Annotated in this window: 18 protein-coding genes and 1 pseudogene; 9 read left to right on the forward strand and 10 right to left on the reverse strand. The window is 61.4% G+C overall.

Annotated features, from left to right (window positions below):
- Nucleotides 1–40 precede the first annotated feature (40 nt).
- Nucleotides 41–892: an SDR family oxidoreductase gene (locus tag V7M64_RS08260; protein WP_333678480.1), complete on the forward strand. Its 852-nt coding sequence runs from the start codon at nucleotides 41–43 to the stop codon at nucleotides 890–892.
- Nucleotides 893–1,119: 227 nt separating this feature from the next.
- Here the strand turns inward: V7M64_RS08260 and V7M64_RS08265 are convergent, their stop codons facing one another.
- Together V7M64_RS08265 and V7M64_RS08270 are read right to left on the reverse strand one after the other, a co-directional pair.
- Nucleotides 1,120–2,100, reverse strand: coding sequence for an alpha/beta fold hydrolase (locus V7M64_RS08265; RefSeq protein WP_333678481.1), 981 nt, complete (start codon nucleotides 2,098–2,100; stop codon nucleotides 1,120–1,122).
- Nucleotides 2,101–2,253: 153 nt separating this feature from the next.
- The gene (locus V7M64_RS08270; protein ID WP_333678482.1) at nucleotides 2,254–4,104 is read right to left on the reverse strand and encodes a M1 family metallopeptidase; all 1,851 of its coding nucleotides are present in this window, start codon (nucleotides 4,102–4,104) and stop codon (nucleotides 2,254–2,256) included.
- 155 nt (nucleotides 4,105–4,259) lie between these two features.
- Between V7M64_RS08270 and V7M64_RS08275 the strand changes: the two genes are divergently transcribed.
- Nucleotides 4,260–5,090 (forward strand): class I SAM-dependent methyltransferase, encoded by an 831-nt coding sequence (locus V7M64_RS08275; RefSeq protein WP_333678483.1) that lies wholly within the window; start codon nucleotides 4,260–4,262, stop codon nucleotides 5,088–5,090.
- 263 nt (nucleotides 5,091–5,353) lie between these two features.
- Here V7M64_RS08275 and pip read toward each other — a convergent pair whose 3' ends face one another.
- Both pip and V7M64_RS08285 read right to left on the reverse strand, forming a co-directional pair.
- On the reverse strand, nucleotides 5,354–6,304 hold the full coding sequence (gene pip, locus V7M64_RS08280; protein WP_333678484.1) for a prolyl aminopeptidase: 951 nt from the start codon (nucleotides 6,302–6,304) through the stop codon (nucleotides 5,354–5,356).
- Nucleotides 6,305–6,397: 93 nt separating this feature from the next.
- A complete protein-coding gene (locus V7M64_RS08285) occupies nucleotides 6,398–6,907 on the reverse strand; it encodes an Lrp/AsnC family transcriptional regulator (RefSeq protein ID WP_333678485.1) in 510 nt (169 codons plus the stop codon).
- Between the two features lie 122 nt (nucleotides 6,908–7,029).
- On the opposite strand from V7M64_RS08285, the gene V7M64_RS08290 reads away from it, so the two are divergent.
- The gene (locus V7M64_RS08290; RefSeq protein WP_333678487.1) at nucleotides 7,030–7,953 is read left to right on the forward strand and encodes a DMT family transporter; all 924 of its coding nucleotides are present in this window, start codon (nucleotides 7,030–7,032) and stop codon (nucleotides 7,951–7,953) included.
- A gap of 58 nt (nucleotides 7,954–8,011) precedes the next feature.
- Nucleotides 8,012–8,701, forward strand: a complete 690-nt coding sequence (locus V7M64_RS08295; RefSeq protein WP_333678488.1) for a glutathione S-transferase family protein — start codon at nucleotides 8,012–8,014, stop codon at nucleotides 8,699–8,701.
- A gap of 83 nt (nucleotides 8,702–8,784) precedes the next feature.
- On the opposite strand, the gene ubiE is transcribed toward V7M64_RS08295, so the two are convergent.
- The gene (gene ubiE, locus V7M64_RS08300) at nucleotides 8,785–9,534 is read right to left on the reverse strand and encodes a bifunctional demethylmenaquinone methyltransferase/2-methoxy-6-polyprenyl-1,4-benzoquinol methylase UbiE (protein WP_333678489.1); all 750 of its coding nucleotides are present in this window, start codon (nucleotides 9,532–9,534) and stop codon (nucleotides 8,785–8,787) included.
- A 124-nt stretch (nucleotides 9,535–9,658) separates the two neighbouring features.
- Between ubiE and V7M64_RS08305 the strand changes: the two genes are divergently transcribed.
- Genes V7M64_RS08305 through V7M64_RS08320 form a run of 4 tightly spaced genes read left to right on the forward strand, consistent with a single transcriptional unit; the run spans nucleotide 9,659 to nucleotide 12,739 of the window.
- Nucleotides 9,659–10,198 carry a DsrE family protein gene (locus tag V7M64_RS08305; RefSeq protein ID WP_333678490.1) on the forward strand — a complete coding sequence of 180 codons (540 nt, stop codon included), beginning with the start codon at nucleotides 9,659–9,661 and terminating at the stop codon, nucleotides 10,196–10,198.
- A 17-nt stretch (nucleotides 10,199–10,215) separates the two neighbouring features.
- The gene (locus V7M64_RS08310; RefSeq protein WP_333678493.1) at nucleotides 10,216–11,154 is read left to right on the forward strand and encodes a substrate-binding domain-containing protein; all 939 of its coding nucleotides are present in this window, start codon (nucleotides 10,216–10,218) and stop codon (nucleotides 11,152–11,154) included.
- Entirely contained in the window at nucleotides 11,151–11,813 is a 663-nt protein-coding gene (locus V7M64_RS08315) for a c-type cytochrome (RefSeq protein ID WP_333678494.1), read from the forward strand. Before V7M64_RS08310 ends, V7M64_RS08315 begins: the two co-directional genes overlap by 4 nt.
- Nucleotides 11,810–12,739, forward strand: a complete 930-nt coding sequence (locus V7M64_RS08320) for a c-type cytochrome (RefSeq protein ID WP_333678495.1) — start codon at nucleotides 11,810–11,812, stop codon at nucleotides 12,737–12,739. The genes V7M64_RS08315 and V7M64_RS08320 overlap by 4 nt, the downstream gene beginning before the upstream one ends.
- A gap of 92 nt (nucleotides 12,740–12,831) precedes the next feature.
- Here the strand turns inward: V7M64_RS08320 and V7M64_RS08325 are convergent.
- A pseudogene (locus V7M64_RS08325) lies at nucleotides 12,832–13,051 on the reverse strand (hypothetical protein).
- Nucleotides 13,052–13,334: 283 nt separating this feature from the next.
- Here V7M64_RS08325 and V7M64_RS08330 point away from each other — a divergent pair.
- Nucleotides 13,335–15,020 (forward strand): hypothetical protein, encoded by a 1,686-nt coding sequence (locus V7M64_RS08330; protein WP_333678497.1) that lies wholly within the window; start codon nucleotides 13,335–13,337, stop codon nucleotides 15,018–15,020.
- Nucleotides 15,021–15,047: 27 nt separating this feature from the next.
- Here the strand turns inward: V7M64_RS08330 and V7M64_RS08335 are convergent, their stop codons facing one another.
- The 4 genes from V7M64_RS08335 to V7M64_RS08350 all read right to left on the reverse strand — a co-directional run bounded on the left by V7M64_RS08335 (nucleotide 15,048) and on the right by V7M64_RS08350 (nucleotide 19,838).
- Nucleotides 15,048–15,515 carry a hypothetical protein gene (locus V7M64_RS08335; RefSeq protein ID WP_333678498.1) on the reverse strand — a complete coding sequence of 156 codons (468 nt, stop codon included), beginning with the start codon at nucleotides 15,513–15,515 and terminating at the stop codon, nucleotides 15,048–15,050.
- A gap of 469 nt (nucleotides 15,516–15,984) precedes the next feature.
- Nucleotides 15,985–16,173, reverse strand: coding sequence for a hypothetical protein (locus V7M64_RS08340; protein ID WP_333678499.1), 189 nt, complete (start codon nucleotides 16,171–16,173; stop codon nucleotides 15,985–15,987).
- A complete protein-coding gene (plsB, locus tag V7M64_RS08345) occupies nucleotides 16,170–18,818 on the reverse strand; it encodes a glycerol-3-phosphate 1-O-acyltransferase PlsB (RefSeq protein ID WP_333678500.1) in 2,649 nt (882 codons plus the stop codon). The genes V7M64_RS08340 and plsB overlap by 4 nt, the downstream gene beginning before the upstream one ends.
- A gap of 42 nt (nucleotides 18,819–18,860) precedes the next feature.
- Nucleotides 18,861–19,838: a hypothetical protein gene (locus V7M64_RS08350; RefSeq protein WP_333678501.1), complete on the reverse strand. Its 978-nt coding sequence runs from the start codon at nucleotides 19,836–19,838 to the stop codon at nucleotides 18,861–18,863.
- Nucleotides 19,839–19,864: the final 26 nt, after the last annotated feature.

Here is a 19,864-nt window from a genome sequence, read left to right on the forward strand (position 1 = left end):
ACGACAGGCTTCGTCCTTGGCAACGACGAGGATGGCCAGCATGAACACCACCACGCCCGTAACACGCTCCACCGCGCCGCCTTTGTTGATACCCAAAACCTTGAAGGGGCAGAGGGCGCTGGTGACCGGCGCCAACTCCGGCATCGGTCGCGCGGTGGCGATCGCGCTGGGTGAGGCCGGCGCCGATGTCGCGGTCAACTACGTGACCGGCGATCAGGCAGCGAATGACGTCGTCGCGGCCATCCGTGCCCAAGGCGCGAGTGCAGAGGCTTACCGCGCCGACGTCTCTTCCGAAGAGCAGGTCGCCACCATGTTCCGCGAGGTAATCGCGCGTTTTGGCACGCTCGATATCCTGGTCAACAATGCCGGCCTGCAACGCGATTGCGCCTTCCCGGCGATGACGCTGGAGCAATGGCACACGGTGCTCAACGTCAACCTTACCGGTCAGTTCCTGTGCGCGCGCGAAGCCGTTCGCGAATTTCTGCGTCGCGGGATCGTTCCGGACGTTTCCTGCGCGGCGGGAAAAATCATCTGCATGAGTTCGGTGCACCAGGAAATTGCCTGGGCGGGCCATGCCAACTACGCCACCTCCAAAGGCGGCATCAAGCTATTGATGGAAAGCCTGGCGCAGGAGATGGCGCCGCATCGCATCCGCGTCAACGCTATTGCACCCGGTGCGATTCGTACGCCGATCAATACCTCGGCATGGAATACGCCCGAAGCCTACAAAAGCCTGATGACGCTGGTGCCTTACGGGCGCATCGGCGAGCCGGAAGACATCGCGCGCGCGGCGGTATGGCTGGCTTCGGATCTTTCGGATTACGTCGTGGGCACCACATTGTTCGTCGACGGCGGCATGACGCTGTATCCGGGATTCGCCACAGGCGGCTGACGCCCGCGAGTTGGGGTCGGCGACACGCGGCCCCAGCATCTTGCACGCGGTGCCGCGGTCAAATCCACGCTTGCGTTTGCGCCAGCGCCTGCTCAGGCACCTTGGGCATCATCTTGCACGGCGTACCTTCGCACGTGGCGATTTGCCGTCGCCATCGCTACCACGCGGCACGGCACCATGCCGCAATGACGGGCACTGTCGAAGGTCTGCATGGTGGCCATGCGTTCTCAGTGCGCGAGCATGAAATTCGTCAACACTTGCGCGAACGCCTGCGGCTTTTCCATCTGCGGCATATGATTGCAACCGTTCAAGATGCTGGTGCTGATCGACGGCGCATGCGTGAGGCCGGTACGCAGGCTCTCCAGTGCGGAAATGTCGATGATCTTGTCGTCATGGCACCACATGCCGAGCACCGGCATGGTGAGCTTGTCGAGCCGCGTCTGCAGGGACAGCACCTGCGAGTTCTCGCGCAATTCGTTGAAGGTGTTGTCGATGAAGGCGCGGTTCTTGATGTTTTCCTGCACGAACACGTCGATGAAGCGACCAGGGATGTGCGGCACGCGTTCGAATGCCCACGCATTCGCGCGCAGGAAACCGGCGCGATCGTTATAGTCGAAGATGTTCTTGCCGCTCATCGCTTCCTTGGCGAATTCGTTTTCCTTGAACTTCAGGCCGAATGAATCGACCAGCGCCAGCTCCGCGACATCTTGCGGATGCTCGGCGGCATACACGCCGGCAATCGCACCGCCCATCGAATGGCCCACGATCAGCGCGTGTTGCAGGTGGAGCGTCTGGATGAAATCGTTCAGGCGCTCGGCCTGGTTGTCGATGTTGTAACTGGCGCCGGCATTGCGCGAGGACTCGCCCCAGCCAGGAAGATCAGGGATCACCACGTGGAAATGCGCGGTAAGCAATGGCGCCACCGGCAGCCACACTTCCTTGCTCGCCGCAAAGCCGTGCAGCAGCACGATGGTGGGGCCCTGGCCACCTTCGTAGTACACCCAGCGGGTGTCGCCGGCTTGGACGGCTTTCTTTTCCAGCTGCGCCGCCATCGCTTGCCGATAGAAGTTGGCTTTCACCAGCCATTGCGGTGCAAACAGATAGCTGCCGCCGCCCACCACGATGATGAGCGCGGCGATGATGCCGATGAATTTCAGGCGGCGGATCAGCAGGCGTTGCCAGAGGGGGCGGGTGCTGTTGATGTTCATAAGGCGCGTATCCAGGCCATGCGAGAGAGATTGCTTCCTCCCCTGCATGGCAGGGGAAGGTTGTGGGGTTGTCCGAGCTTGCCGCGATGTCGGGATTGATCGTGAGGCTGCTTCATCCCGCCCCTGCCGTTCACGGCAAGTTTGCGGCGAGCACTAGTGTTTTCCAGCCTTCGCAAACAGCGCCTCCACCGCCTGCTGCGTCAGCGGGTGATAGCCGTTCTTGGCTTTCGCATACACCTGCTCGGCAAAGGCCAGTCCATCCGGCGTTTTGCTCAAGGCGCGATATACCGGCATGGTGAGATACAGGCGGCCGATGCGCGTCATGTGTTCCGCTGCAGCCGGCCAGGCGGCTTTGTCGCCGGCAGCAATCGCGTGCACGTACCAGCGCATGCCGATTTCGGCGTTCGGTGTACCAGTGAGATGCCAGGCTGAATCGAGTTCCTGCATCTTGGCCAGCGGCGGCGTGTCCGGCAGGCCGTCCAGGAAGTACATCCATTCCTGCGTGTTCCAGTCCTTGGCATCGAGTTTGCCGGCGCGCAGCGTGCCAGCGAGGAACGCGGTGCGCTCCTTATCGAGGTTATCGAAGCGCAGCGAATCGGGGATCGGCGCGTTCTTGGGTATGCCGGCGTCGTATACCCATGCCTTCACTTCATCCCAGCTCATCTTGCCCGGGTATTTGTCGATCAGGTTCGGCTTCAAATAATCGAGCATCTGTTCGGTGGTGATGCTCTGGAAGGCAAAGTGGTCGAAATAGCCTTTGAGATAATTGTCGAAGGCTTCGCGGCCAAAGCGTTGCTCGAGCGTGCGCAAGAACCACGAGCCTTTGCTGTACGCCACGTCGGAAAGCGTGTCGTCCGCATCGATGTTGCCGGGCTTGGGTGCAAGGCGTTGCGCATTCTCCGGCATCTTGCGCAGTTCGCGTTGTAGGCCGTGAATGCTGAGCAGGTCTTCTTCCGTGGCCTGGCGCTTGCCGTACAGCGCTTCGGTAATGCGGCCCTGCACGTACGTGGTGACGCCTTCGTTGAGCCAGATGTCGCGCCACGATGCCGCGGTCACCAGGTTGCCCGACCAGGAGTGCGCCAGCTCATGCGCGACCAGCGAGACCAGGCTCTTGTCGCCCACCAGCACGGTCGGAGTGGCGAAGGTCATGTTGGGATTTTCCATGCCGCCGTAGGGAAAGCTCGGCGGCAGCACCAGCAGGTCGTAGCGGCCCCAGCGATACGGGCCGTACAACTGCTCGGCGGTGGCGATCATCTTTTCGGTATCTTCGAATTCATGCGCGGCCTTGCCGACCACGGAAGGCTCCGCATAGACCGCCGAGCGTGGGCCGGTTTCTTTCACTGCCAGGTCGCCGGCCGCAATGGCCAGCAAATAAGAAGGAATCGGATGCGTCTGCTTGAAGCTGAAATCGCCATTCAACGGATGCTGCGGATCATTCGGCGCGCTCATTGCCACGCGCATGTCCTTCGGCGCGGTGACTTGCGCCTCGTAGGTAAAGCGAATGGCCGGCGAATCCTGTAGCGGCACCCAGGAGCGCGCATGGATGGATTCGGATTGCGAGAACATGAAAGGCAGCTTCTTGTCTGCCGTCTGCGCGGGCGGCAGCCATTGCAGGCCGCTCGCGTTCGGCGAGGTGGTGTAGACAATGCGCACTTCATGCGGATGCTGCGGCGCCTGGATGGTGAGCTTGCTGCCAAGCTGTTTGTCGCGCGGCGCCAGCGCGTATTTCAACGTGGCAGTTTTGCCGCTTGCGTCCACCGATTCGACGCTCGCGATGCTCAAATCGCGCGTATCCAGCACCAGCGAAGCCGCCTGGGGATCCTTCCAATCCAGCGTCAGCGTGGCCTGGCCATCGAGCTTGCGCTGCGGAAAATCGATCTTGAGCTTCAGGTCGAGATGACTGACACGCACCTCGTCCGGTTGGGCATAGGAGTAGGGATCGTTGGCATAGGCGGCCATCGGCAAGACCAGCGCGCCAAGAGCCAGGGTACGAAGCGGGGACATCGTGCGGCTTCCATGGGAAATCGGGAGCGGCGAGTATGCCACCGAGATTCTATTCTGGCGCATGGCGGAAGATCGGAGGCGCGCGCGCGGCCTGCCTTTTGCTGATGATTGCCTCGTCAGGCCAATAGAATCAATGTGCTATGAAGGGAGCCAACATGTACATATTTCACCGCATTCGACACTTGGTTCGAGGCATTCGCCATCATGCCTTGCCTATAAAGACCCCGACAATGGAAAGGCCGGTCTGCAATATCTGCGGTTTCCGTCTTATAGCTCCCATTGAGGTTTTGTCCGAGCGTGAAATGCGCAGTTGCGCCGCTTGCGGATCAACGCTGCGTTTCCGCGCGACCGTGGCAGCCCTGCAATCTGAATTGGATGGCGATGGTCAGGTTCGCGTCCTTGCGCAAATCCCCAGGCGAAAAAGCCTCAGGGGGATAGGCATGAGCGATTCGGGTGTATATGCCCATGTCTTACGGCAAAAGTTCAACTACCTCAACAGTTTCTTCCACACCAGGCCCATGTTGGATATCCGCGCACCGGCTCAGCATTACCTTGGTCAATTCGATTTTATCGTCAGCTCCGATGTCCTGGAGCATGTGGATGGTCCGACTGGGCGCGCACTGAGCAATCTGCGCGCGCTATTGAAGCCCGGAGGTCTCCTCGTGCTCACCGTGCCGTATGGTTTTCACGAGAAAACGATCGAGCATTATCCGGAGCTTCACGATTACCGAATCGAGGGAGACGGTTCCCATCGCGTTCTTGTGAACGTCACAGAAGATGGCAGGGAGCAGAGATTCAACAATCTTTGTTTCCATGGTGGCGACGGCTCTACTCTGGAGCTGCGAATCTATTCGTACAGCGATTTGGTTCGGCAACTCGGCGAGGTTGGATTCAAGGACATTCGACTGCACGGTGCCGACTATCCCGAATGGGGCATCATCCATCGGCACCAGCTTGGCCTGCCGATCACGGCGAGGGCGGCTTAAGGCAACACTGATCACGTATCGCCGTCGTCACCAGCCCTGTCTGTTCGCAGGCCACAGGGCCGTCGGCGAAGGCAGACTGGCGCATCGTCGAGACGGGGACCTGCGGCATGCGGACAGACAGGGCTGGCCCCAACAGGTTGAATTCAAAGTGATGGGGTGATGTCTGGAAGGCCCGCAGGCTGCGCCGCGCCACGCGACATACCCTGCGAGCCTTCCAGGCATCATGACGATGGCGATACGTGATCAGTGTTGCCTTAACCGATTCAAACATAGCGGTCAGCCAGCCGATCCGTCGCGTGCACCAGCACATCGACAATCGCCGGTTCCGACGCCGCGTGCCCGGCGAGCACAACGTGGAAATCCGCCTCCGGCCAGCCCGCCGCCAGATCGAACGCGTTCTTGACCGGACAGATGATGTCGTAGCGGCCGTGCACGATGGTGGTGGGAATATGGCGCAGCTTCTCCACCTCGCGCAGCAACTGTCCGGGTTCAAGGAACGCATGTTGGCGGAAATAGTAAGCCTCGATGCGTGCGAGGCTGAGCGCCACTTCCGGCGCGGCAAAGCTTGCCTCGGTTTCCGGACTTTCTTCGAGCGTGATGCCGGCGCCTTCCCACGCACCCCAGGTTTTGGCGGCTCGAAGCCTTACGTTTTCGTCGTCGCTGGTGAGCCGCTTCCAATACGCTTCCAGCATGTGGCTGCGTTCTTCTTCCGGTATGGCTGCGGCGTAGCGCTGCCATTTTTCGGGAAGGATCCACGATGCGCCACCTTCTTCGTAGTACCAGCGGACCTCTTCCGGGCGGCACAGGAAAATACCGCGCAAGACCAGGCCCAGCACGCGTTCGGGATGCGTCTGCGCATAGGCAAGTGCCAGCGTGGAGCCCCACGAGCCGCCGAACACCACCCATCGCTCGATAGCCATCTGCTCGCGAATGGCTTCGATATCCGACACCAGGTGCCAGGTGGTGTTGTCGGTGAGATCGGCAAACGGCGTGGAACGCCCCGCGCCGCGCTGGTCGAACAGCACGATGCGATAGCGTTGCGGATCGAAAAAGCGGCGGTGATACGGCGCCAGCCCGGCACCCGGGCCGCCATGCAGGAAGACTACCGGCAAGCCTTCCGGGTTGCCGCATTCTTCGACGTAGAGTGTATGCCGGCTATCCACCGCGATGCGATGCGTGCGATACGGTTCGATCTCGGGATACATCGTGCGCATGGTTGTCCTTGGCATGTGGGCGGGAATGAAATTCCGGCATTCGGAAGTTGTCGGATGGCTGGAATCATCATCCCAGCCTGCGCGTCGCTGCGATCAGCGAACTCGGTCTTCAGAAAGCGAACGCGCCGCATCCCACATGCCGCGTGTGATGGCGCGGTTCGCATGCGGTGTCTGCAGCACGATCAAGGTGGTGGTGCTGACACTCGAGTGAATTTTCAACAAGCGATCGAGCACGGATTCCAGGTGATTGATCGACATCGCCACCACGCGCAGCAGCGCCGAATCTTCGCCGGCGAGGCGGCGGCAATCGAGCACTTCCGGGATGTCGGTGACGAGCTTGCCCATGCGCGCGCAGGTGCCGCCGTCGCAACGCACGCGCACCATCGCTTCGATGCCGAAACCCATGCGCTTGGGTTCGACCACGGCGCGGTACCCGGCGATGATGCCGGCTTCTTCCATGCGCTTGATGCGCTCGGCCACCGCCGGCGCGGACAGCCGCACCTTGCGGCCCAGCTCGGCGTAGCCCGTGCGGGCATCCTGTTGCAGGGCTTCGAGCAACTGCCAATCCTTGGCGTCCCAATCGGGTTTCGATTCGTAGGTCACGGCCACGGGTTGCTATTTCGATCGATGGCGAAACATGGGGATGGACTTCGGATGCATTATTCCTCACTCGCCAGCCTAAGGCTAGGATTTATCTCATCCCGGTTCTCCATGTGGATCGACCCATGAACAGTCACGAGCGCCTCGACGGGCGTGCGCTCATCTACATTGCCATTGCACTGGTTACCTGGTCGTCCGCGTACGCGGCGATCGCGTATGCGCTGGCCTCCTTCACCCCTGGCGAGGTGGCGCTGGCGCGTCTGGCCATCGGCTCGCTGTGCTTCGTGGTCTTGCTGCGGGCACGCCGCGCCGCGCTGCCCCGGCGCAGCGATTGGCTGCAGCTCGCAGTGCTGGGTGTGTTCGGCCTCACGGCTTATCACCTGTGCCTCAACTATGCGGAAACGCGTATCGCCAGCGGCACGGCATCGATCCTGATTTCCCTGGTGCCGGCGGTAACCGCTGCACTGTCGGCGTTGTGGATCGGCGAGCGCATCACGCCGCGCAGCGCGCTGGGTCTCGGCGTGGCCTTGCTCGGCGTGGTGCTGGTGGTGCTCACCAGCGGCGAGCAAGTGCGCTTCCAGCCGATGGCGGCGCTGGTGTTGATCAGCGTGCTCGCCTCCGCCGTGTTCTTCGTTGGGCAGAAGCCGTTGTTCGCGCGCAACGACATGATTGGTGTGACGACATTCGGCTTTCTCGCCGGCACCTTGGGCGCCGTACCGTTCGGCCTCGGTTTGCCGCATGCCTTGACGCTGGCGCCCTGGTCGCACATCGCTGCGCTGATATGGCTGGGCATTGCGCCGACCTTCGTCGGATATCTCACCTGGAACGCGGCATTGAAGCGTGCGCCGGCGTCGCAGGTCACCAGCTTTATTTATTTCTCACCGCCGATTGCCGTGCTGATTGGCTGGGTGTGGCTGGGTGAGCAGCCGGGCTGGCTGACCCTGTTCGGTGGCGCGATTACCGTGGGCGGCGTTGCGCTGGCCAATGCCAAGCGGCGCGCGCCAGCGCCGGCCATGCCGGTGGAACCGGCCGCCGCCAAGGAATGTTGAATCGCCATGCATGCCGCATGGATCATCGCTTGATCGACTCGCCTTGGGAGAAAGCTGGATGTACACGCTCTACATCGCCAACAAGAATTACTCCTCCTGGTCGCTGCGGCCGTGGGTGCTGCTGACGGAGCTGAGTATTCCGTTCGAGGAAAAACTTACGCCATTCCACGGCGGCACCTCGGCGAGCTGGGACGCCTTTCGCAATTTTTCTCCTACCGGCAAAGTGCCGTGCCTGCATGATGGCGATACGGTGGTGTGGGAGTCGCTATCCATCGTCGAATACGTGGCGGAAAGCCATCCGCGCGTGTGGCCGGCTGATGCGCGCGCCAGGGCATGGGCGCGCAGTGCGGCGGCGGAGATGCATGCCGGTTTCCAGGAACTGCGTTCGCGCTGCCCGATGAATTGCGGCATTCGCATGCGCTTGCATGACATGCCGCCTGGCCTCGCACGTGACGTTGCACGCTTGCAGGAGCTATGGAACGAAGGCTTGCAGCGCTTCGGTGGTCCCTTTCTGGCCGGCCACGCCTTCACCGCCGTCGATGCGTTCTATGCGCCGGTGGTCTTCCGCATCCAGAGCTATAACCTTGCCGTTGATGATGCGTGCAAGGCTTACGTGCAACGCATGCTGGCCTTGTCTTCGATGCGTCGCTGGTACGAGGCCGGGTTACTGGAAACCTGGCGGGATGCCGACCACGAGCAGGAGACGCTGCAGCAGGGCGTACTGCTGGAAGATCTGCGCGTCGCCTGATGCGTAGGCTGGGATGAAATCCCGGCCCCACATAGGCATCATTCCCGCGAGAGCGGGAATGATGGCCATGGCGCGCGGTTCAATCAGAACTTGTAGCCGCGATGGATCGCCACGATGCCATTGCTGAGATTGCGCACTTCCACGCGCTCGAAGCCCGCGTTCTCCATCATGCCCTTCAGCATGTCTTGATCCGGATGCTTGCGGATCGACTCGGCCAGGTACTGGTAGCTGCCTGCATCACGCGCGAACAACTGGCCCAACCGCGGCAGCACCTGGAAGGAATGGAAGTCGTACAGCTTGCTGAAAAGCTCGTTGCGCACCTTGGAAAATTCCAGCACCAAGGCGCGGCCGCCGGGTTTGAGCACGCGGCAGATATCGGCCAGCGCCTTGTCCTTGTCGGTGACGTTACGCAGGCCGAAGGCCATGGTCACCGCGTCGAAGCTGTTGTCCGGAAAGGGCAGCGCCTCGGCGTTCAACTGCGTCCAGCGCAGGCCGGACACCATCCCCCGATCCGTCATGCGATCGCGGCCGACGCTGAGCATGGCTGCGTTGATGTCGCCTACCACCACGTCGCCCTTGTCGCCCACGACCGGTTTGACCAGCGCCGCGATATCGCCGGTACCTCCGGCCAGATCCAGTACGCGATCGCCCGGGCGAATGCCGCTGATGCTGACGAAGTAGCGTTTCCACACGCGGTGGATGCCGAACGACATCAGGTCGTTCATCAGGTCGTAATTGCGGGCGACCGAGGTAAATACCTGGCCGACCAGTTTCTGTTTTTCGGCGACCGGCACGTCGCGGAAGCCGAAATGGGTGGTGGGCTGCTCGCTCATGCGCGCATGGTACAGGATGCATCGAGCGAATAAATCGGCCTTATCTGTCATATAGGCAACATGAAGTGGCCTGATGGCGCCGGCCGGCGTAGCCTTCGCGCTGACTTCACGACGGGACGAGAACATGAAGCCTTCGATTTCGCTGTTTTGCAGCATCGGCCTGCTCGCTTGCACCGCAGTAGCGGCCCAGGGCGCAGCACCACAAGTGATCACCGCGGCCGGCAATTACCATTCCTTGCCCAAGGCGGCGTATCAGCCCAATCCGGCGAACACGTACAAAGTGGTGTTTTCGCTGACCAAGGGCAGCGAGAAGCCCGGTGAGGTCAACCCCGCACTGGAGCGCGTGGCGCGTACCGTGAACCTTTACGCCTCCGCCGGCGTGCCGCTGGATCATCTGAAATTCGTGGCCGTGGCCTACGGTCCGGCCACCCCGGTCGTGCTCGACGATGAGCACTACAAGGCGCAGTTCGGCGTGGCCAACCCCAACCTTCCCGTGATCGCGCAATTGCACAAGGCGGGCGTGGATGTGGCGGTATGCGGCCAGGCGATGGCCGAGCATCACTATCCGAATGAGTGGGCCGGCAAGGACGTGACGATCAGCTTGTCCGCGCTGACCACGATTACCGAGCTGGAACAGCAGGGCTATGTCCTGATGCCGCTTTAAGCCGGAGCGCCAGACTCATGTCATTGCGTTATGGAAAACTGTCGCTGGCGGCATTGCTGGCGGTTGCCTGCGGTGTTGCATGCGCCGCCCAGTCGAACTATCTGCCACCGTGGAATCCGGCGCCGGCAGGCGGCGTGTCGTTCTCGGTGCCGCCGTTCGATGCCATTGCCGATCTGCATGGCGACCTTGCCGATCCGCAGTTGACGGTGTTCTTCGCCGGCAATCAATTCATGGTGGTGCACGATCTGGTGGAAGCGTTCAAGCAACGCTATCCACGGTATCGGCGCGTGTTCGTGGAAACCTTGCCGCCAGGCATCCTGGCCAAGCAGATCGAAACCGGCTCGCTGGTGATGGGCAATCTGCGTATTGCGTTGAAGCCGGACATTTTCACCAGCGGCAAAGGTTCGATCGGCGAACTGCAAAAGCAGCACGGCTGGTTTGCCGATACGATCGACTACGCACGCAATCCGCTGGCCATCATGGTGGCGAAGGGCAATCCCAAGCACATCGAAGGCTTGCAGGATCTTGGCCGAGCCGACATACGCGTCAGCATGCCCAATCCGCAGTGGGAAGGTATCGCCAGGCAGATCGAAGCCAGCTATCGCAAGGCCGGTGGCGATGCGCTGGACCGCGCCATCATGGACCACAAAGTGAAGGACGGCAGCACGTATCTCACGCGCATCCATCATCGCGAATCGCCGCTGCGCATTCTGCAGGGCGAATCGGATGCGGCGCCGGTGTGGTCGACCGAAGCGTATTTCCAGCAGCAGGTGCTGCATCATCCGGTGGAAACGGTTGCGATACCGGCGGCGCAGAACGTCACGGCCACGTACACCGCGGCACGCATGAACGATGCGCCGCACGAACAGGCTGCCAAGGATTTCCTCGCCTTCATGGCTTCCGCCGAAGCACAGGCGATCTATCGCAAGTATGGCTTCCAGCCGGCGCAGCCATGAGTGCGCTGCGCATCGCGTTGTTTGTGTGCGGCGCGCTGATGGCGAATGCCGCGCGCGCGGATGCGCCGGATGGCGCCACGCTGGCCAGGCAAGGCAACGGCCACGGCGTGGCGCCATGCATGGCTTGCCATGCTGCGGATGGTGGCGGACAGGCGGCAGCCGGCTTCCCGCGTCTGGCGGGATTGCCGCAGGCGTACTTGCGCAAGCAGTTGAACGATTTCGCCAACGGCTCGCGCGTCAATGCCACCATGCAGCCAGTGGCAAGCGGTTTGACGAATGTAGAGCGCGATGCCGTTGCCGCTTACTACGCCAAATTGCCGGTACCGTCGACGACGTTGCCGGCGGCAGCTTCGAACGGCAATGCACAACTCGCGCAAACGCTCGCGACGCGCGGACGCTGGTCAAAAGGCATGCCCGCTTGCGAGCAATGCCATGGTCCGGGCGGCATGGGTGTTGGCGATCATTTTCCGCCGCTGGCCGGGCAATCCGCGCTTTATCTCAGTAATCAGTTGCATGCCTGGCAGCAAGGAGCCCGGCGCAACGATCCGTTGCAATTGATGCAGACCGTTGCCGGTAAGTTGAGTGAGGCCGATATCGCCGCGATCAGCGCGTGGTACGCCGTGCAGCCCGCGACGTTGACGAAGGAGTCGCAGCCATGAGGTGCTGGCAATGGATGGTGATAACGGTATCGCTTGCACTTGCGGCGTGCCATCAGCCTGAGCCGCCAGCGGCATCCTCAGAATCACATGCGCCAACCGCCATAGCCCCAGCGCCAAAGCCAGTTGGCTCTTTCGAACCGCCGGCGGAATCGTCGATACCCAATGACGAATTCGGCAAGCAGATCGCACTGGGCAGGCAGGTCTTTACCGACACCAGCCGCTACGCCAAAACCTATGTCGGCAATCAACTGAATTGCGAAAACTGCCATCTCGATGCTGGCCGTCTTGCACACAGTGCACCGATGTGGGGTGCCTACCCCATGTATCCCGCGTATCGCGCCAAGAATCATCACGTCAACACATTTGCCGAACGCCTGCAGGGCTGCTTCCAGTACAGCATGAACGGCAAGGCGCCGCCGCTAGGTGATGACGTGCTGGTGGCACTGGAAGCGTATGCCTACTGGATGTCGAAAAACGAACCGATCGGTGTCGCACCGCCGGGACACGGCTACCTGAAATTACCCAAGCCGGCACAAACGCCTGATTACGCTCGCGGCGAAGCAGTGTTTAAGCGCGATTGCGCGCTGTGCCACGGCGACAACGGCCAAGGCCAGCGCGTTGCCGACCGCACGATCTTCCCTCCGCTATGGGGTGCGCAATCCTTCAATTGGGGCGCCGGCATGGAACGGCTCGACAACGCCTCCGGCTTTATCAAGGCCAATATGCCGTTGGGTCGCGGCAATATGCTCACTGACCAGGATGCGTGGGACGTGGCGTATTTCATGAATGCGCATGAGCGTCCGCAGGATCCGCGCTTCAAAGGTTCGGTTGCGGGGACGCGCAAGGCGTATCACGACACGCCGGAATCGTTGTATGGCTTGAACGTCAACGGCAAGGTGCTAGGTCAGGGCGTAGCCAACCCCTGATCAATGGCCTGATTCAGGCTGAGCGACCTGTGGCACTTCCATCAATACCCTCATGCGCGATGGCTAAGCTCATCTAGAAGCGCGCGACGGCTTCATGAAGCCCTGCCATCAACTTGCCTCAACCACGTTCGGCGAGAGACTGTCTCGATCTTCCTATCGGTCTTGTACCGGCTCGATGCATACACGGCCCGGATCGTCGCCGGTAACCAACCGATCAATGTGATTTGGAATCAGGCAGATCACCCCTGTCCTTGCCCTGTCGATGGTGAAACATGAGTTCCGCTTGGTCAGCGCGCGACTTCCATATATCAACAACTGAAGAGTGAAGTAGCAATGCTTGCTTTTTGAGTCGCAGCGCACCGGGCCTCACGGCCGGGTGGTAGATGCGCATGCAGCGGCCAAGCGGAAGTGACATGCATGCTGCATGCTGGCTGGCGAAAAAACTATCCGTCCATGCCCTGCAAACAGCGTCAACCTTTACTGACAGAGCGATACGTCTCAATCGTCTTAGGCTTGAAGGATTGGCACAGTCGCCGGCTGTCGCCGACCCCATCGCATGATTGGAACCCCATGCTGAAGGAGCGTTGCACGTGGCATGGCTTCATCGCAGGCAAGGATAACGATGCTCAGTACGCTGGTGGAAAAAAAATGGCAGGCTCATCGCTGGTTGGCGCACCTTGGGGTGGCGTTAGGTTATGCGCTGGCTTATCTGGTGGTTGTGGGAACGCTATCGAATGCGCCTTGGCCGTTTGCGGCGGGGTTACGCATCGCTTGCCTTTTGTTGGTGCCTTATCGCTATTGGCCTGCGTTGGTGGTGGGCGAGGTGGTGCCGCTTGCCTATCGCTATCTTGGATATATCGATGACTGGGGTTTGACTGCGGCAGTGCTTTCGTCGATGCCGCCCATTGCGCTAGCCATGCCTGTCGTGTGGTGGTTTCGCACGCGTGCCGGGCTTTTTCCTTCCCGCGATTTGGTCGATGTCAGAAAGCTTCTGTATTGCACGCTCCTATTGTCGGTGCTGTGGGCGACGGCAAGCTTTGCGATCATCTCCACGATCCATTTACGAAGTGGTCCGTATCGCATGCCATCGGGAGCTGCCTTTTCGATCTTTATTGACCTCTATCTGGTCTTGCTTATGGTGACGCCATGGGTGGTCATCGCCTGGATTCATCCACGTGAAGCATTACGTTCACTCTTTTCATGGCGAGCGGTCGCCACAAACCCGGCGACGCGCGATGTTGTCATGGCCGTCATGTTGGTAGGGGTACTGGCGGCGCTGTATCGCGTCGCCGACGGAACCCTCAAAGCTTTCGTGATGCTGATGCTCTTTTTGCCGGCGCTGGGGTTGACGCTCAAGCACGGATGGCGAGTCTGTGTCTTTGGCGGAACGCTTTGCCTGATCAGCATCTGTTTAATCGTAGAGTGGTGGCGGCCAGCCCCCGACATGCAACAGATCCAAGCCTTGCTCGCCTCCCTCATCACCTTTCTCTATCTGTTTGGCGCCCGACTTTCCACGCAAACACAGATGCTTGAGAAGTCCCAACACGAAACCTTCCAGACGCAGCAAGTGGCCAAGCATAGCCTGGTATTGAGCGAGGATCGGTTGCAGCAAACCTCCCAGGCGCTGGAGTGGGTCGTGGGAATCATGCGCCTGGATTACACCCGCGTCATGCAGCGCTTCATACCGGAGGCGCTGCGCGAGGACTACAGCCAGGATTTCTGGAACGTCCAGCAAGAGGTCTACCTCCTGGCCGAAAGCATCTACCCCAGCGCGTGGCGCGAACGCGGGCTGGGGGCAGCGATGGAGGAAACGCTTGGAAGAGCGTTGCGCGAAGCGGGCATCGCCTATTCCTGCGATACGCCGGGGCACCGGCTGCGTTTTCTGAGCAAGGCGTCTCAGGTTGCCCTCTATCGCATGGCCTGTTCAGCGGCCGCGAACTTCAGCGCCTCGCCCGCCTGCATCGGCGTCCATCTCACCTTGCGCATGGGGCGACGCCACGGCGCCCCATGGGTCGCGTTGCGCATGGACAGCATGCGGGAGGAGTCGCAGGTGGCATATGGCCTTCTGCAGGCGAAGGCCCGGCAGGGCGTAGCAGACAAACTCGGTACCCGCGTCACCACCGATAGCGAATTGCCGCTGTTGGCACACTTATTCCAGGGGAATGCACGTTGGCGTACCACCTCGGCCGGGCTTCGTTTTACCGCGTTGCTGAGTGATGCCAGTTCACCCAGTGCGAGCCAGCGCGCCGCCGCCGCGCCACTTCGACTATGGGCAAGGTGAAGACCATCAGGGTTGTCCGCCTGATCATCACTGGTCAACCCGATTCAGCGCGCACAGCGCTGGATCGGAGCAGTCACCCATCATCGCCATGATGTTTAGGCTGCCATCGCCTTGGGGAAGGACGGTCACCGTCATCGCGCTGTCCTGGTAGACCACCTGGGTGGCATCCAGCGATGCGGCTGCAGGTCCGGTAACGACCTTGACGTGTTGCGCGTCCATGCCCACCGGCAACGTCAATGCGTCGTTCTGCGTAGTGGCGATGGCAGCACGCACTTGCCCTTGCAGATCGTTGACCTGGATGTACGTCACGCCGTCACGCTCAAACCGGTACACGTGATAGTGCACATTCGTGCTGACGTCGGTTGCGTTCGGCCACGACTGTCCAAGCCCTGTGGCGGGCGTGGTGTCTTGTGCGGTAACCACGGTGGCCATGCTCAAGGCAATAGCGGTGGTCAGGATCGTTTTACCAAACAACTTGCGGGGGAGGCAGAACATGGCGTGTCCTCAATGGCGTGGAAGGATTCCCCGCGATCAGAATGACGCAACGCCCACAAGCAACAAAAGACGAATTCTGCGCGAGAAAAGGTCCTATTTTGTTGTCAGCTCTTGACCTATTTTTACCTTTAGTGCCGTCGGTGAGCGGCATGGCGAAAACGCGCGCAACTCCTGAAGGTCATAGGCACAGCTAGGACGGCCTGCGGCGCAGTTCAGCTTTTGCTGCTCACCCTGGTCCTTTGCTATCGCAGAAGGCGCATGCTGACGAGCATCAAGTTGCACGGCTTGTCACTTCGTACAGGGCGGACGAGCCAATAGAGGGCCCCAGGCCGGGACGAATTCCAGCCTTCCTGGTGTGCGCGGGCGGTCAATAGACCATCGTGACTATGCCAAAGCTTTTCTGCTGCTCATGCTTTGGTCTGGCCGTCTAAAACCGTGACATGTTTTTCAAAGAGGCGCTGGGCTTCGCTCAGGCCTTCCTCGGTAAAGGCCACCGATTTCGCTTTGCCCACTGGATTGCTGATGAAGCCGCGCTGATGCAGCGGTTGATGGCATCCCAGTCATGGCCTTTCCAGGCGCGCTCGTTGTCGTGCAAGGTCAGGTAGAGAAGGGCAAGCGTGGCGTCATCGATGGCATCGGTGTTGAGCTGCATCTTCATGGCGTGTGTTCCTTGTTGGTGGATGCGCGCTCGTGTTCATGATGTTCAGCAGCCACATGCCGCTCGTGCAGTTCCTCACTGGTGCTCATCGTCGCAGGTGGCTCCGTCGGCTGTTCCGGCGCGACCGGCGTCTGCTCCGCCTCCGCCACCGCGCGAGGCGTTTCTTTTTCTTCGCTGCCTGTGATTTTGAGAATGGCATGCCGCATTTCGCGCGCGAGGATTACGCGCGCATCGCGCACCATGCCTTCCAGTGCGCTGTCGTAGTCGAGCTTGCCGTTGGCATCGGTCCATACCACGCGGCGCTCGCGCAGTTTCTGGATGAAGCCGCGGAACAGCGCCTTGTCGAAGAATTCCGGCGCGAGCGGTTCGCTGAGCAGGCTCAGGCGCTGGGCGGTGAGGGTGCAGACGTTCTCCAGTTCGGCGCCGGTGATGGTGTGTGGGCCGTTCTTGGCCAGTGCGGCGATGGTGATGTAGTAGCGTTCGAAGGCCTGGATCAGGCTGCGCGCGATGGTGCGCAGCTGATAGGCGGCATCGTCCTGGCCCGGGCCGCGTTCGAGCACGCGGCCTTCGCCGACGGCTTCGAGCATGCCGCGGCGGACGAAGAAATCAACGGTGGCTTGCAGGTGAGTACCGAAGCCCTCGGCGTCCCATGGCAGGAACAGTTCGCTCTGGATGAACGGGTAGATGATGCGGCCCAGGCGAAGGATCGATGCGCGCGACATGCGTCGATTGTTGAGAAAACAACAGGCGACCCACGCGGCAGCGGCGGTGAGGTGAAGCACGTTGTTGCGGAAGTAGCTCAGCAGGACGGCTTGGTCGCCTTCCAATGTCAGCACGTCGCCGAGTGGGTGGCGCACGCGGGTGATCCAGTTCATCTGCTCGCCATAGGCGATGATGGCGTCGGGAGCCAGCGGTGTAAGAGTGATGCGATCCGAATACGGCAGTTCTTCCAGCAGCGCCTTGAGCAGTTCCAGCTGGGCGAGCAGATCGTTTTCCGCCATCGCGTGCTTGGGCGTGGACAGCAGCGCGAGCGCGAGCAGGTTGATCGGATTCACGTCCGCCGCGCGATTGATGTTGATCTGGATTTTTTCCGCCAGCTGGTCGACCACCGAGCTGAGCCATTCCGGTTTGCTGTTCGGGTCGCCGGTGGTTTCGCGCCAATTGCTGCTGGCGGCGTCGAGCAAGGGCGTCAGTTCGATCGGCTCGCCGAAGTTCAGGGCGACATGACCGTAGCGCTGGCGCAGCACACCCAGCCCGCGCAGCAGACCGATCAGCGATTCCTTTTCCTTGGGTTTGCCGGAAAGCTCACCGATGTAGCTCTTGCCTTCCATCAGCTTCTCGTAGCCGATGTACACGGGCTGGAACAGCACGGGGCGGCGTGGCGCGCGCAGGAACGCGCGCACGGTCATCGCCAGCAGGCCGGCGCGCGGCGCGAGCAGGCGGCCGGTGCGGGAGCGCCCGCCTTCGATGAAGTATTCGATCGGCACGCCGCGGTCGATCAGCTGTGCCATGTATTCGTTGAACACCACCGAATACAGCACATTGCCCTTGAAGCTGCGGCGCAGGAAGAATGCGCCGCCGCGTCGCAAAAACGGCCCGATCAGCGGCAGGTTGAGGTTCACGCCGGCCGCGATGTGCGGTACCACCACGCCGGAGTCGTGCAGCTGGTACGACAACAGCAGGTAATCGGCGTGGCTGCGATGGCTGGGCACGTACACCACTTCGTAGCCGGGCGCCGCGGCGCGGGCCTTGTCGAAGTGGTGCATGGTGATGCCGTCGTAGAGCTTGGTCCAGAAGTTGCGCAGCAGGAATGACGCGGAACGCACGACAGGGTGCGAGTAGTCCGCCGCGATCTCCATCGTCATCTTGTGCGCGCGTTGCCAGGACTTCGCGTAAGTGATGTTTTCCTTGGCGGCGGTCGACGCGATCGCGGCACGTACCGGTTCGGCATTCAGCACGGCGTCGACTACGGTGCGCCGATGCGAAAGGTCCGGCCCGATCACTGCCGCGCGGATGCGGCGAAAGTGCGTGCGCATCACGCGCGCCATCTTGCGCGCAAAGCGTTCCGGACGTACGTCGCCTTCCTCGCCCAGCACCGTGCGCAAGGAGACCGGAGCGGAGAAATGCACCACCGTGTCGCGGCCATTGAGCAGCAGTGCGAGCATGCGGCGGAAGCGGCCCACCATGACCCAGTTTTCCGAAAACAGCACGCTGAACCAGCCCGATTCGCGCGTGGGCGCGCGGCCGACGTAGATGGAGACTGGCACGATCTGGATATCGCGATCCGGAAAACCTTCCAGCGCGCGCACCAGTTGGCCGAACGGCTCCGTGGGCGAGCGTTTGCGGTTGCGGCCGAACAGCCAGCCATCGCGACGCGCCAATGCGAACACCGAGCGGCGACGGCGGGTGAAAGACAGCGGCTGCATCGGGCTGGGCAGGCCTGCTTCGCGGCAGGCACGGTCCAGGATCAGTGCGTCGGAAAATCCGTCGCGCTCGATCACGTAGCAGACTGGCGCATCGCCTTGCAGCAGGCTCGCCGGTTCGGCTGGATCGCGCCGAATGCGCAGCCAGGGTTCAAGCAGGTGCCCGGCGAGGTTGAACCACCAGGGGGCGCGGCTACGGTAGCTAGGGTCCGCGTTCGTCATAGTCGGCATCTGCATAGTTTAGCGGTGGGCCTTGCGTACGGCTTAGGGCTTGGCCGCCAGCGTCGTGCCAGTGGAACTGCCGCTGACGGGTGCCTTGGCGCTGCTGGCGAGTGCCGGCGCGGTGCCGCTGCTGGCCGGCGCGGGCGGATGCATGAGCTGTTCGTGTTGCGCACGCTCGCCATCGATCATGTCTTTGTTGTACCAGCGGCCGTCCACCAGCTCCAGTTGCGAGTCGGCGCTCAGCGGTTTGCCCAGCAAGGTGTAGTCGATCTTCACGTGCGCCAGCCCATGGTCGATGCCGATGGTGCTGACTTTTACCGAATCGAGCGTGTCGTCGATGGAAAGCCCGTAGATCGCCAGCAACTGCTTGATGCCCTGGTACGCGATGGCGTACTTCTTCATCGCAGTATCGAAATCCATGTGCTGGAGCTGGTCCGGGCTCTTCAGGTCGAGCTGTCGAGCAGTGGTCACTGCCACGCCCACCGCTTGTTTGGCCTTGTCCTGGTCGAACCACGGTGTCTGCTGTGCCCATGGCAGCAGCACGTTGAGCGCGTCGCGCATCTCCTGCTTCTGGTTTTCCTTCAGCGTCTTGTTTTGGGCGATGCCGGTGGTGAGGATGGCCTGGCCGATGCCGATCATCACCGGCAACTGGTCGTGGTACTGCTGCTCCATCTGGGTGAGCTTGGGCTTCAGCTGCTCGTACAGGGTGGTTTCCGCGTTGGGTGCGGTGAGTTGCTTGACGGCCTGGTCGAAGCGGGCGCGATCTTCGTCGGTGATCGGGCGCTGGCCAGGGCGCGGGCGGGTCCAGTCGGCGCGCAGGTTGTTGTAGTCGGCCGGGGGCAGGGCGTGCTTCCAGAAACCGGCGAAGTCGCCAGCCTTGATCAGCGTCACGGATTCCTGCACGGCGGCTTCCGGGGTGGCGCCTCCGGGCGCGGCGGCGTTCTCTTCTTTCTGGTGGCAGGCGGCCAGCGCGAACAGCGCAAGGGCCAGTAGGCAATGCCTAAGCAATTGAAAGCGCATGAATTCTCTCGCAAGGGAGGGCAGTA

Origin of the sequence: Dyella sp., from assembly GCF_036746095.1 — a bacterium.
In the GTDB taxonomy this organism is placed as follows: domain Bacteria; phylum Pseudomonadota; class Gammaproteobacteria; order Xanthomonadales; family Rhodanobacteraceae; genus Dyella_B.

Coding starts and splice junctions, on each gene's coding strand:
- V7M64_RS08260 (WP_333678480.1), top strand. CDS start 41: ATGAACACCACCACGCCCGTAACACGCTCCACCGCGCCGCCTTTGTTG.
- V7M64_RS08265 (WP_333678481.1), bottom strand. CDS start 2,100: ATGAACATCAACAGCACCCGCCCCCTCTGGCAACGCCTGCTGATCCGC.
- V7M64_RS08270 (WP_333678482.1), bottom strand. CDS start 4,104: ATGTCCCCGCTTCGTACCCTGGCTCTTGGCGCGCTGGTCTTGCCGATG.
- V7M64_RS08275 (WP_333678483.1), top strand. CDS start 4,260: ATGTACATATTTCACCGCATTCGACACTTGGTTCGAGGCATTCGCCAT.
- pip (WP_333678484.1), bottom strand. CDS start 6,304: ATGCGCACGATGTATCCCGAGATCGAACCGTATCGCACGCATCGCATC.
- V7M64_RS08290 (WP_333678487.1), top strand. CDS start 7,030: ATGAACAGTCACGAGCGCCTCGACGGGCGTGCGCTCATCTACATTGCC.
- V7M64_RS08295 (WP_333678488.1), top strand. CDS start 8,012: ATGTACACGCTCTACATCGCCAACAAGAATTACTCCTCCTGGTCGCTG.
- ubiE (WP_333678489.1), bottom strand. CDS start 9,534: ATGAGCGAGCAGCCCACCACCCATTTCGGCTTCCGCGACGTGCCGGTC.
- V7M64_RS08305 (WP_333678490.1), top strand. CDS start 9,659: ATGAAGCCTTCGATTTCGCTGTTTTGCAGCATCGGCCTGCTCGCTTGC.
- V7M64_RS08310 (WP_333678493.1), top strand. CDS start 10,216: ATGTCATTGCGTTATGGAAAACTGTCGCTGGCGGCATTGCTGGCGGTT.
- V7M64_RS08315 (WP_333678494.1), top strand. CDS start 11,151: ATGAGTGCGCTGCGCATCGCGTTGTTTGTGTGCGGCGCGCTGATGGCG.
- V7M64_RS08320 (WP_333678495.1), top strand. CDS start 11,810: ATGAGGTGCTGGCAATGGATGGTGATAACGGTATCGCTTGCACTTGCG.
- V7M64_RS08330 (WP_333678497.1), top strand. CDS start 13,335: ATGGCTTCATCGCAGGCAAGGATAACGATGCTCAGTACGCTGGTGGAA.
- V7M64_RS08335 (WP_333678498.1), bottom strand. CDS start 15,515: ATGTTCTGCCTCCCCCGCAAGTTGTTTGGTAAAACGATCCTGACCACC.
- V7M64_RS08340 (WP_333678499.1), bottom strand. CDS start 16,173: ATGAAGATGCAGCTCAACACCGATGCCATCGATGACGCCACGCTTGCC.
- plsB (WP_333678500.1), bottom strand. CDS start 18,818: ATGACGAACGCGGACCCTAGCTACCGTAGCCGCGCCCCCTGGTGGTTC.
- V7M64_RS08350 (WP_333678501.1), bottom strand. CDS start 19,838: ATGCGCTTTCAATTGCTTAGGCATTGCCTACTGGCCCTTGCGCTGTTC.